A 12,919-nucleotide genomic window follows, 5' to 3' on the forward strand; every position below is an offset into this window, starting at 1 on the left:
CTTGTTTTACGTTAAATTAAAACAAGGAAGGTTAAATGCAAAGCAGAAAACTGTAAGAAAGTATGTTTGATTAGCTTATTTACTTGCTACAGGCTTTGCTTTAATTGTAGTTTTAGCATCAGCTGCCATTAACGCAAATACAGCATATGCTGCGGTATTTTGCTTAAGTTTAGCCGGATCTATTTTATCAAGTGTGTCATCAGCGGTGTGGTGGTAGTCAAAGTAATCAGTACCGTCTTGGTGCAGCTCAAAAATTGGCGCGCTGGTGGCTTGTTTAAATGGAATTAAATCAGGCCCGCCATTAGCGTTATTTTTACCTATGTATTCAACATTTAGCGGCGCAAGTTGCTTGGCTATTGCACGTACTACCGGCAGTGACGCTGCAGATACATTCGATTCAAAGCCATACACTACATCAGCACCAAAGTCAGATTCAGCGGCGGCAACAATTTTATCAAGTTCATTTACATGTTGTTTAAAATAAGCTTTAGCGCCCCATAAACCTAGCTCTTCAGCGGCAAATAACACTACACGAATACTGCGTTTAGGACGTTTTATTTCACTAATATGTTTGGCTGCAGCCATGGTTAACGCAACGCCTGCACCATCATCAAGTGCGCCAGTGCCTAAATCCCAAGAATCTAAATGACCGCCAATCAGTACGTACTGTTCAGGGTTTTGTGTGCCATTGAACTGACCAATCACGTTATAGCCAGTACCTTGGCCGCGATCTTCAGTTTGCACATTGATATTTACGGTAACATTTTTACCAAGTGCAACTAAGCGAGCTAGCTGATCTGCATCAGGATTAGCAATGGTCACATTAGGAATTTTCGTAACACCTTCTTGATAGTGGCTGCCGCCGGTATGAGCAAAGCGGTGGTGTGCGGTGCTAACAGAGCGCATCATATAACCAATCGCGCCTTTTTTTGCCGCCTCAACAGAACCAGTTGAGCGAGCACGTACAGCAGGACCATAGCCGTTGCCATCAATATGGCGATTCATACGGTAATTTATATAAGCAATTTTACCCTTTAAGCGGTTAGCGGGAGCGGCAATAAGTTCATCAAGGGTTTCAAATAACACTACATCAGCGGTAATACCATCTTTCGGTGTACTAACGCTGTGGCCTAATGCTGTTAGGTGCAAAGGTTGCTCGCTTGGCGTTAAAATTTTGCCACTTTCACTAAAACGACGCCACTCGGGGAAGGTTGCTTCTTCTAGCCATACTTTATCAAAACCAAGCTGTTTAAATTTAGCTTGGGCCCACGCAACGGCTTTTTTATCGTTTTCTGTGCCAGGTAAGCGAGGCCCTATTTCAGTAGTAAGCGATTCAAGCAATTGATAGCTTAACTCGCTGTTACTGGCATTAGTTCTAAGTTCAGCCACTTGCTGAAGTTGCTTCGTGGTAAATTCGGACTCGCTGGCATTGGCTAAAAAGCTGCCGGCAAGTAGTAACCCTGTGATGATTTTTTTCATTATTAACTTTGGCTGTATTTTCAAGTGTGCGCTATTAAAGCATTTAACATTGGGTAGAAAAAGTAGATGAGATAAAACGCCAGACGCAATTATTAGGTGGTTGAATGTTTGTTGATAATCTTGCCAGCTTAATGGTAGCAGTTTGTATATTCTGCTATTATGCAGCATAACTAAGTCGGGCGTTTGCAGCGGCTTTTCATGTTTACTTTTTGCACTGGAAATTACTTTGACCGCAACAGCTTTTTCATCTCTCGCTTTACCATCAGGGTTGGTAGATAACTTATCAACGTTAGGTTATACCCAAATGACCGCTGTACAGGCGCAAAGTCTGCCGCCAGTTCTTGAAGGTAAAGATATCATTGCACAAGCCAAAACAGGCTCAGGTAAAACTGCAGCGTTTAGTTTAGGCGTGCTTGCTAAGCTCAATGTGAAACGTTTTCGTATTCAATCATTAGTACTTTGTCCAACCCGTGAGTTGGCTGAGCAAGTGGCTGTGGAAATGCGTAAATTAGCACGTGGTATTCACAATATAAAAATATTAACTTTATGTGGTGGTGTGTCGATTGGTCCACAAATTGGTTCTCTAGAGCATGGAGCACATATTATTGTTGGTACACCTGGACGTGTTGATGATCATATTCGCAAAGGTACGCTACGTTTAGACGATGTAGACACTTTGGTACTTGATGAAGCTGATCAAATGCTTGATATGGGCTTTCAAGATACCTTAGATGCGATTATCGATTGTATTCCTAAACAGCGCCAAACGTTGTTATTCAGTGCGACTTTCCCACGTGCAATCGAAGCGATTGCTAAACGGGTGCTAAACAACCCCGTTATGGTGAAAGTTGAGGAAGAGCAAGAAAAGAGCACCATCAAGCAATACTTTTATAAAATGGATAATAACAAACAGCGCTTTAATACGTTAAAGCTGCTGTTACTTAAATTTCAGCCAGAAAGCTGTGTGGTGTTTTGTAATACCAAGGTCGAAACTCAACAGGTGTGTGATGATTTAGCTGATGAAGGTTTTAGTGCCGTGTCATTGCATGGTGATTTAGAGCAGCGAGATCGTGAGCGCACTCTTATTCACTTTGCGAATAAAAGCGCCTCGATTTTAGTGGCCACTGATGTAGCCGCTCGTGGTTTAGACATCGATGATATGGATATGGTGATTAACTACCACCTTGCCCATGACCCACAAACCCACGTACACCGTATTGGTCGTACTGGTCGTGCTGGTAAAAAAGGCATTGCATGCTCTATTTATGGCGATGCGGAACAATTCAAAGTGGCACAAATTAGTGACCATTATGAATGTGATTTTTTACCAGAACAATTACCGCCGTTTAGCCTACTTGAAAAGCCACCATACAAACCACAAATGGTGACACTAATGATCGATTCAGGTAAAAAGCAAAAGGTACGCGCAGGTGATATTTTAGGTGCATTAACCGGTAAAGATGGTGTTGCCGGACGTCAAGTCGGTAAAATTAATGTGCTTGATAATGTGGCTTTTGTGGCTGTCGAACGAAATAGCTCAAAGCCCGCGCTACGTAAATTAACCGAGGGTAATATTAAAGGCCGTAAAATTCGTGCCCGTCGTTTAACTCGTTAATTATTGCTTATGATATTTTTGAGCAGCTTGCCCTAAGCTGCTCATATTCATTTTTTAACTGTTTAAACTGCTCTGCATTACCATGTTGTTTATCTGGATGATATTGTGTTGCCAACTGCCGCCAGCGCTTTTGCAATGCCTGCATAGAAAAATCGTCAGGTAATTCCCAGTGCTTTAATAATGTATGGCGTTGTTGTTGATCAAGCGTATTTATTGTTGGTGATGCACGAAAAGCACCCCAAAAGTTATCTAACAGTGATTTAACTTCTGTTATCGAGGCATCGTAATTTTGCCAATCTAGATAGTACGCTTGTAATGAGTCATGCGCTGCAATGGTTATCTTATCTGGATTATCGGTGAGCTCTATATGTAAACTGGCTACCAATAAATATTGATTTGGCAACAGTTGTTGTTGCAACTGATAAAGTGCATTCATAATTAAAAAGTTACGTTTAAATAGGTCACGGTATGGATCTGTATCTAAGTCATTAATTACACCACGCTCAGATAATTCCAATGCTAAAGTGTGAACCTTCCAAATGCGCTTTGTTAAAATTAACTCGAAAATCTCATCAATCAGTGGGTTAAGCATTGTTTACAGTCTAGTTATTGGTGTATCTTGACTAAACTATCATAGCTTCTATTGCTAACAAAGTTCCAAGGAAAAATTATGCTGGGTCAGCTTAAGCGCCTATTATTTATTTGCTCTATTAGTGTGCTTGGCGCTTTTTCTCAATCAGGTAATGCTCAACAACAAATTCCACTTTTTGAACAATTTAAAGTTACGGATGAATGGACTGAAAAGCAGTTGTTAGCAACCCAATTACTGTCTAAACAATTATCCAATCAGCAACAAGTCGCTATTTATTCTAGCTTAGCTGAGCATGCATTTAAATTGAGTAATTATCCTCAAGCATTGCATTATTATCAGTTGCTTGAGCAGCATAGTGCATTTGAAGATCTGCCTGAGTTACATTTTAGAGCAATAAAAATGCAGGGCGTGATGCAATATTTTCAAGGTTTATTGCAACAAGCCATTATCGACTACAGCCGTGCTTTAAACTTCGCGATACGTTTAAAAAGTCCATTAAAACAAGCCAATTTATTGAGTAATATTGGCCTCGCATACTTTGATATGCATAACATGGAGCTTGCTTTAGATTATTATCAGCAGGCAAAAGCACTTTATGAAATAGATGGTAGCGCACAAGACCGGGCCGATATTCTTCATAATATTGCGGGTATTTATATTCGTTTATCTAGCTATGATTCGGCACTCGAAATTTATCGCGAAGTACTTGATGTATTTCAGCAATTAGGTGACGAAGAAGGCGTTGCTCGCGCCTATGGTAATATGGGAGTTGCTTATACTGAGTCGGGCCAAAATCAATTAGCGTTACACTATTACCAGCTCGCTTTACGCTATTATCAAAGCGTTAATGACGCCTATCAGTTGTCAGTACAGCACACTAATTTAGCAAATATAAATTTAAAAATTGATGAGTTGGATGCTGCTTTGTATCACGCGAAAGCAGCTCAAAAGTACGCTCAGCAGATAGATAATCAATCCCTACGGTTAGCCTCTTTACACGTTTTAGCTAAAGTGCAATTAGTGATGGGGAATATTGATATTGCGGAGCAAAATTTACAACAATCAATATCATTAGCTACAGAATATAAAGATGAATTGCGAATTAAAGATGGCTTAGGTATTGAGGCGTTATTAAGTGCTGGTATCGGTGACTATAAACGAGCTATTCATTTGCACCAACAGTTTGTCGATTATCAACGTAGCATAACCAGTGAAGAGGTTATGAAAGCGTTAAATGTATTTCAGTCTCAGTTTCAGTCGAACCAGTTAAATCAGGAAATTAAACAGCTTAAACAAGAGCGTAGCCTGCAAGAATTAAAGATTGAAAAACGCTCACAGTTAACCATTTTACTGTCGATTGTGCTGATGTTGGTATTGATCTGTGCAGTTGTATTATATCGCCGTGCAATTGAAAAAAAGGCCAAAACCCAATTAGAGCAAAAAGTTGAGCAACGCACTCAAGAATTACAATATGTGGCGCAAGAGCTACGTGCAGCGAATCAAGTTAAGAGTCAGTTCTTGGCTAATATCAGCCATGAGATTCGTACACCACTTACCGCTATTTTAGGGCAAACAGACGACTTATTACATGGTTTATATCAGCCCCAACAATTACAAACAGAATTGTTAGTTATTAAAAAACATAGCGATCATTTAAAAGATTTGATTAATGATGTGCTCGATATAAGTAAGATAGAAGCAAACCGTTTAGATTTACATGTTAGCAAGTTTGACCTCGTGGAGGTTGTTAATGATGTTTATGCTATGTCGGGTATACAGGCTAAAAGCAAAGGCTTAACGCTGCTATTAGAAAATCACTTAGGCTCGAGCTATTGGACTAAGTTAGATATGATCCGCGTTAAGCAAATACTAATAAACCTACTGACTAATGCGATCAAATTTACCGAGCATGGCTGTGTCATTCTGCACATTAATCACACCGAACAAGGCGTGTGTTTTAAAGTGATAGACACGGGGATAGGTATGAATACAGAGCAAATAAAAAACATTTTTGAATGTTTTCAACAGGGTGATAATACAATCACCCGCAGGTTCGGTGGTTCAGGACTTGGGTTGAGTCTTTCTCAACAATTAGCAATTATGATGGGGGGTTATATTAGTGTTGAAAGTGAGTATGGTAAAGGCAGTGAGTTTATTTTTAATGTGCCATGTAAAGAGTATACGCCAACACTCCTTACTACTGAAAACTCAGAACCAGCCGTAACTAAACAGCTAGTTGGGCGAGTGTTACTAGCAGAAGATCACCCCGATAATCGTAGACTAATAACGCGCTTTTTAAAGTCAATCGGCCTTGAAGTGATTTCAGTAAGTAATGGTGAGCAAGCAGTTGAACAGTGTCTCAGTGAATTTCCTGATGTTGTTTTACTAGATATACAAATGCCGATAATGGACGGCCTTAGCGCATTTGAACTGTTAAATAAGAGTGGTTTTAATAAACCTATTTTTGCGTTAACAGCTAATGCAATGAGCCATGAAATAGATGATTACTTAACAATGGGATTTACTGGCTATTTAAGTAAACCAATAGACAAAGAAGCGTTTTATCAGGCGCTCGCAACGCATTTAAACAGTACCAGCACGTTATCTTCAGCCAATCCTGATATTAGCGATTTAGTAACGAGTTTTATTAGCAGTTTTGATGATGAAATAGAATCAATTACACGGCATTTTTCAGCAAAGGACTATATTGCATTACAGCAAGATAGCCATCGCATTCTTGGTGCTGCACAGATATTTTCATTAACTGATGTAGCTCATGCAGCTATGTGCTTAGATAAATTACTCTTATCACAAAAAAATAACCCTACCGAAGATGCGGACATAAAAGAGTTAGTTGATGATTTGATTAATCAGTTATTACAACAGCTGACTTAAAAGAGTTCAATATCAGACTCAGACTCAGACTCAGACTCAAACTTTGATGCTGACATGTCTTGGCTGTCAGTATGGATGCGTGATATATCAGTGCGTTGTTGTGGTTCAATAGACTGCATTGTTATTTTAAATAAACTGAGTTTGTCGTGGAGGCTGTTTGCTAATTGCCTTAAATCTGTACTTGAGACAGCTTGAATTTGTGAGCTAGATAAAGCATCTGAATTGAGTTCAACCATAGCTTCAATGGCTGTTTGTGCTTCATCAGAAATAGTTTTCTGCTGGAATACTTGTTGATTTATATGTTGTGACATCTTGTTAATTGCTAGCATAGACTGTTCGATTGTGCTGATTTCGTTACTGGTTGCTTGGGAAGTTTTTACTGTTTGCTGGGTTTCATTTAGCGCTGTGTTCATCAAGTTATGCGCAAGATCTGTGCTTTGCTGGATTTTTCCTACCATCGCTCTCACTTCTTGAGTTGAATTGCTGGTGCGTGCCGCTAAATTGCGTACTTCATCAGCTACCACGGCAAAACCTCTGCCTTGCTCTCCTGCTCGTGCAGCTTCAATTGCTGCGTTGAGGGCTAATAAATTAGTTTGTTCAGCGATTGAATTTATCACTTCAATAATTGAATCGATGTTATCACTGTCTTGTTTTAAGACTGTCATGTGCGCGCTGGTTTGTTCAATATTACTGGCTAACGCAAGTAAACTTGTTTGGCTTTTATCACTATCGAGGCGAGTTTGCTGCACGGAGTGCGTTGCGGCTGAAACAGAACTATAAATTTGCTCAACATTATTTTCTAATTCTCTGGAAATATTAATTGTTTGTTTGATTATGTCGGCTAGATCTTTACCGTGAGCATCCTGAATAGTTGCTTTTTGTACCATCGATGCATAAGTATCACGCAACCCGTCCGCCATTGGTAATAGTCGTGATGATGAATAATAAACTTCCTGAAAAAGATGCTCTATCGTTGTTAAACTAGCATTAATAGCAAAACAAGTTGCTGGCGTGGTTTTATCACTTTCATCGTAGCGAAAAGTGAAATCGATTCCGTCCGCAGTAACCAAATTACTTAGTAAGTTATCAAGGTATTTAGTCGCAACCCCTGGGTGGTTTGAAATATACCAATACAGCAAAAGAGTGGGTATTAAAGTCACACTATATAAACTTAATGTGATTGCTATATTAAGGCTGAATGAGTAACAAATTAGGCCAATACTCATCAAAAAAAAGCAAAGTAAGACAAGTATATATTGGGTTATCGTCATCCCTTATTCCCTACAGAAAAAATTAGTTAAGCATTTTTAGAGTCGTACTAACGCATGCTAGGTTTGAACAATAGCAGTTTTAATATTTACTCAGTACAGCGTAATTTGGTGATTTTCGTCTATAAGGTATAGAGCAAAGTGATTAATAAAACAAATTTATAGTAGGCGTAAGAAGGAATGGATAGGGAAAAAATGCCTGTATTAGCAGGCATTTTAAAATCTAGTAAAGAGAATTATTGGCGCTTCATCGAATCAAAGAATTCATCATTGGTTTTGCTCATAGAGAGTTTATCAATTAAAAACTCCATGGCATCAATTTCAGACATTTCGTGAACGATCTTGCGTAAGATCCACATTTTTTGTAGTTCATCAGGTTTAGTTAGTAATTCTTCGCGACGGGTGCCTGAGCGGTTAAAGTCGATTGCAGGGAATACACGTTTTTCAGCAATCTTACGATTTAAGTGTAATTCCATATTACCAGTACCTTTAAACTCTTCGTAGATAACCTCATCCATCTTAGAGCCGGTATCGATAAGCGCAGTTGCGATAATAGTTAAACTACCGCCTTCTTCAACGTTACGTGCAGCACCAAAGAAACGCTTTGGTTTATGCAGGGCGTTAGCATCAACACCACCAGTAAGTACTTTACCTGATGAAGGGATAACCGTGTTATAAGCACGTGCTAAACGTGTGATTGAATCCAGTAAGATGATTACATCTTTTTTGTGCTCAACTAAACGTTTTGCTTTTTCAATTACCATTTCAGCAACTTGTACGTGACGGCTTGCTGGTTCATCAAACGTTGATGCAATAACTTCACCTTTTACTAAGCGTTGCATCTCAGTAACTTCTTCTGGACGCTCATCGATAAGTAGTACCATCAATGTCGCATCTGGGTGGTTATGGGTAATCGATTGCGCAATATTTTGTAGTAGCATTGTTTTACCCGCTTTAGGTGGTGCTACTAATAAACCACGTTGACCACGGCCAATTGGTGAGGCTAAATCAAGTACTCGAGCAGTGATATCTTCGGTGCTACCATTACCGCGTTCCATACGTAAACGTTCGTTTGCATGTAGCGGGGTAAGGTTTTCAAAAAGAATTTTCGTGCGAGAGTTTTCTGGTTTATCAAAATTTACTTCGTTTACTTTTAGTAATGCAAAGTAACGTTCACCGTCTTTAGGTGGACGTATGAGACCCATTATAGAATCACCAGTACGCATACTAAAACGACGAATTTGGCTAGGTGATATATAAATGTCATCAGGACCAGCTAGGTAAGAGGCTTCTGATGATCTTAAGAAACCAAAACCATCCTGTAAGATTTCTAATACACCACCGCCAAAAATGTTCTCTCCACTTTTGGCGTGGGCTTTAAGGATAGCAAAGATAATATCTTGCTTTCTTAAGCGGGCTACGTTTTCGAGCCCCATGGACTCAGCTAAGTCTACAAGTTCTTTGATCGACTTGTCTTTTAATTCGCGTAAATGCATATTGGTGGGTTCTTTATTACAGTTATCATGCTCATATAATCGATATTGATTAGTGAGAGAGGTTTGTTGGTAAACTAAGGATTAGTTGGCTTTATAAACTAGCAGGTCACTCGCTAGGAGTCCAGTCTTTATACAAAAAAAATTTAAAAAAAGGGCGTTTGCCCTTTTTTAAGGGGGTTTTAGATGTTGTTTTCTAAAAATTCTACAAGTTGAGTTTTAGAAAGTGCACCCACTTTAGTTGCCGCAACTTGACCTTCTTTGAAAAGAAGTAACGTAGGGATACCACGAATACCAAATTTAGGTGGTGTACCGGCATTTTGGTCGATGTTTAATTTACCGATCACAACACGGCCATCAAACTCTTCTGCCACTTCATTAAGAATTGGCGCGATCATTTTACACGGTCCACACCATTCTGCCCAAAAATCAACTAATACAGGCTTGTCTGATTGTAAAACGTCAGCTTCAAAGCCATCGTCAGTTAATTGAATAATTTTCTCGCTCATTGCGCTCTCCGATAAGTTAGGCGAATTATTTAATGCGTATTTAAACACTCTTGTTTCTTATTGCAAGTTTAAACGTTATGCTTAAACGCTATGACTAAGACACATTTGACCGATAAAAAGTTTTCAGACTTTGCTATTGCACCGGAAGTGGTTGCCGGGTTAACCGAAAGTGGGTTTGAATATTGCACACCCATACAAGCTAAATGCCTACCTTTTATTTGTGATGGCCGCGACATTGCGGGTCAAGCACAAACAGGTACTGGCAAAACGTTGGCGTTTTTAACTGCCACGTGCCATCGGTTATTACAATCTAGCAAAGCACCTAGTAAACATCCAAGAGCCCTGATCATGGCCCCTACTCGGGAGCTTGCGATTCAGATCCACAAAGATGCAAAAATTTTAGCGCCACACTGTAATCTTAACTTAGGTTTAGTATATGGTGGCGAAGATTACGAAAAACAACGTGCACAATTAGAAAAAGGCGTTGATATTTTAATTGGCACCACAGGGCGCTTAATCGATTTATATAAACAAGGGTGTTACACCCTCAATGAAATCGAAGTAGTGGTACTTGATGAAGCCGATCGTATGTTTGATTTGGGCTTCATAAAAGACATTCGCTATATGTTCCGCCGTATGCCGGATACATCACAACGCCTTAATTTATTATTTTCAGCAACGTTATCGTATCGCGTTCAAGAACTGGCGTTTGAGCACATGACAAACCCAGAGCATGTACAAATTGAACCAGATGTGAAAACAGGCAAGCGCATTGTTGAAGAGTTATTTCATCCTTCTCAAGAAGATAAAGTTAAGCTGTTATTAACTTTGATTGAAGAAGAATGGCCTGAGAAAGCCATTGTGTTTGCAAATACTAAACATAGCTGTGAAACGGTTTATGCATGGTTAAAGTCTGATGGGCATCGGGTGGGAATGCTCACTGGTGACGTAAATCAGAAAAAACGCCAATCAATTTTAGCGCAATTCTCTAAAGGTGATTTAGACTTCCTTGTGGCAACAGATGTTGCTGCTCGTGGCTTACATATTCCTGAAGTGAGTCATGTATTTAACTTTGACTTACCAGATGATTGTGAAGATTATGTTCACCGTATCGGTCGTACAGCACGAGCTGGAGCATCAGGTAAAGCAATTAGTTTTGCATGTGAGCAGTATGCGTATAACCTTCATGAAATTGAAGAATATATAGAGCACAGCATTCCTTTATCACATTATGATAAAAGTGCATTGCTTGATGATTTAACTAAGCCTACTATTCAAAGAAAGCGTAATTATTCAACAGGCCCACGTAGTCGTAGTAACAACAGCGGACGTAGAGCAAATAATAGTTACCAAAAAGCACGGTCGTAATTGCGACCGTCGTTATAGTCGTAGTAGTAACTAGAGGTTTTTGAACGGTGGGGCAACTTAAACCGCAAAAAAATGTTTATGCAGTAATTGATTTAGGATCTAACAGTTTTCACATGTTGATCGCTAAGTCAATTGCTGGCGGCTTACAAACAATAGGCCGAGTTAAACGCAAAGTCAGATTAGCCGCAGGGCTAAATGACGATAATTTACTGAACACAGAAGCGATGCAACGAGGTTGGGAATGTCTCGCACTATTTGCAGAACGTCTTCAAGATATCCCTAAAAGCAACATTACTATTGTTGCCACCGCTACTTTGCGCTTAGCAACCAATGCTGATGAATTTAAAATCAAAGCCGAGCAAATTCTTGCGCATAAAATTAATGTCATTAGTGGTGAGCTAGAAGCGCGCACTATTTATAAAGGCGTTGCGCATACATCTTCATGTAGTGGTCGCCAACTAGTAATAGATATTGGCGGTGCTAGTACTGAGGTCGTAATAGGTAAGGGGTTCGACGCACTACATTACAAAAGCCTAAACATGGGCTGTGTTACCTACCTAGAACGTTACTTTAAAGACTGTAAACTCAATGACGCTAATTTCAATGCTGCTATTAAAGCCGCACGAGTAGTTATTGATGATATAGCGCCAAGTTACAAAGTGGCAGGTTGGGAGATTGCATCAGGTGCATCGGGTACTGTACAAGCTATCCAAGAAATTATGGTGGCACAATCACTCGATGAAACACTGAGTTTAGATAAACTCAATAAGATAAAAAAGCAATCTATTGCTTATGGGACTATCGTAGAGTTAGATTTGCCTGGGCTTAGTGAGGAAAGACGTTTGGTTTTTGTGTCAGGGCTCGCTATTTTAATTGCTTTATTCGAAGCGCTTGAAATTGATAAGATGGGATTAGCAGGAGGCGCTCTTCGAGAAGGCGTGCTCTATAGCATGCTCCCTGAATTTCATAATCATGATATTCGAAAGCGCACTGTTGATGGCCTGATGAGCCGTTATCATGTCGATCAAAAACAAGCGAACCGAGTAGCAGAACTCGCCGGACATCTCGCAGCTCAAGTCAGCGAGCAGTGGCCACTATCCAACAATAGTGGACTGCCTTTACTAAAAGCGATTGCGCAATTGCATGAAATTGGTTTGTTAATTGAGTATAAGCAATATCAAAAGCACACCGCTTATATTTTAGAAAACACCGATATGCCAGGCTTTTCACAGTCAGAGCATAAAATTATTGCGGTTGTAGCGAACGCACATCGCTCAGATCTGCAAAAAAATGTGTTTGCACATTTAGGTTGCAATGCTCAGCTTACTCAATATGTAACACGATTACTTAGGATCGCAGTGATCTTATCAATGCGTCGCCAAGATGATGTATTACCAAAATTAGTATTAACTGTTAATAATGACGCTCTAACACTCATATTTGAAAATGATTGGCTAAAAGCGCACCCACTAATGGCAAGTGAGCTCCAACAAGAGTCTAAACAGCAAGCAAAAGCTGGTTGGAAGTTTATTGTTAAGTAACAAAAGGGCTGTAAAAGCCCTTTTGTTGTATTAAAAACCACCTTTATGCACTAAATTTGTTCGAACAGTCAATTAAATCAAAAAAGATCAAAAAAAGTGTTGATCTGTTTTTGGATCTCCCTATAATGCGACCCCACTGAGACGGGAAACGCCAACGCC

General features: G+C 39.6%; 9 protein-coding genes. 4 read left to right on the plus strand and 5 right to left on the minus strand.

Translation table 11 applies throughout. The annotated features are described in order from the left end of the window. Positions 1–75: 75 nt before the first annotated feature. Positions 76–1,479 carry a M20/M25/M40 family metallo-hydrolase gene (locus J7338_RS12345; protein WP_210797335.1) on the minus strand — a complete coding sequence of 468 codons (1,404 nt, stop codon included), beginning with the start codon at positions 1,477–1,479 and terminating at the stop codon, positions 76–78. A 226-nt stretch (positions 1,480–1,705) separates the two neighbouring features. Between J7338_RS12345 and dbpA the strand changes: the two genes are divergently transcribed. Next, positions 1,706–3,094 (plus strand): ATP-dependent RNA helicase DbpA, encoded by a 1,389-nt coding sequence (gene dbpA / locus J7338_RS12350; protein ID WP_210797337.1) that lies wholly within the window; start codon positions 1,706–1,708, stop codon positions 3,092–3,094. A gap of 7 nt (positions 3,095–3,101) precedes the next feature. Here the strand turns inward: dbpA and J7338_RS12355 are convergent, their stop codons facing one another. Continuing rightward, on the minus strand, positions 3,102–3,686 hold the full coding sequence (locus tag J7338_RS12355) for a DNA-J related domain-containing protein (protein WP_210797338.1): 585 nt from the start codon (positions 3,684–3,686) through the stop codon (positions 3,102–3,104). A 78-nt stretch (positions 3,687–3,764) separates the two neighbouring features. Here J7338_RS12355 and J7338_RS12360 point away from each other — a divergent pair, with 78 nt between their 5' ends. Next, positions 3,765–6,581, plus strand: a complete 2,817-nt coding sequence (locus J7338_RS12360) for a tetratricopeptide repeat protein (protein ID WP_210797340.1) — start codon at positions 3,765–3,767, stop codon at positions 6,579–6,581. Here J7338_RS12360 and J7338_RS21000 read toward each other — a convergent pair. From J7338_RS21000 to trxA, 3 genes are all read right to left on the minus strand, one after another. Continuing rightward, positions 6,578–7,741, minus strand: coding sequence for a methyl-accepting chemotaxis protein (locus J7338_RS21000; protein ID WP_275074517.1), 1,164 nt, complete (start codon positions 7,739–7,741; stop codon positions 6,578–6,580). The genes J7338_RS12360 and J7338_RS21000 overlap by 4 nt on opposite strands. 344 nt (positions 7,742–8,085) lie before the next feature. Then, on the minus strand, positions 8,086–9,345 hold the full coding sequence (rho, locus tag J7338_RS12370; RefSeq protein WP_064666866.1) for a transcription termination factor Rho: 1,260 nt from the start codon (positions 9,343–9,345) through the stop codon (positions 8,086–8,088). A 179-nt stretch (positions 9,346–9,524) separates the two neighbouring features. Next, on the minus strand, positions 9,525–9,851 hold the full coding sequence (gene trxA / locus J7338_RS12375; protein ID WP_145239901.1) for a thioredoxin TrxA: 327 nt from the start codon (positions 9,849–9,851) through the stop codon (positions 9,525–9,527). Between the two features lie 90 nt (positions 9,852–9,941). Between trxA and rhlB the strand changes: the two genes are divergently transcribed. Next, the gene (gene rhlB / locus J7338_RS12380) at positions 9,942–11,219 is read left to right on the plus strand and encodes an ATP-dependent RNA helicase RhlB (protein WP_210797342.1); all 1,278 of its coding nucleotides are present in this window, start codon (positions 9,942–9,944) and stop codon (positions 11,217–11,219) included. Between the two features lie 47 nt (positions 11,220–11,266). Continuing rightward, entirely contained in the window at positions 11,267–12,760 is a 1,494-nt protein-coding gene (gene gppA / locus J7338_RS12385) for a guanosine-5'-triphosphate,3'-diphosphate diphosphatase (RefSeq protein WP_210797343.1), read from the plus strand. Positions 12,761–12,919 lie beyond the last annotated feature (159 nt).

It is taken from the genome of Pseudoalteromonas ostreae (assembly GCF_018069805.1).
In the GTDB taxonomy this organism is placed as follows: Bacteria; Pseudomonadota; Gammaproteobacteria; order Enterobacterales; family Alteromonadaceae; genus Pseudoalteromonas; species Pseudoalteromonas ostreae.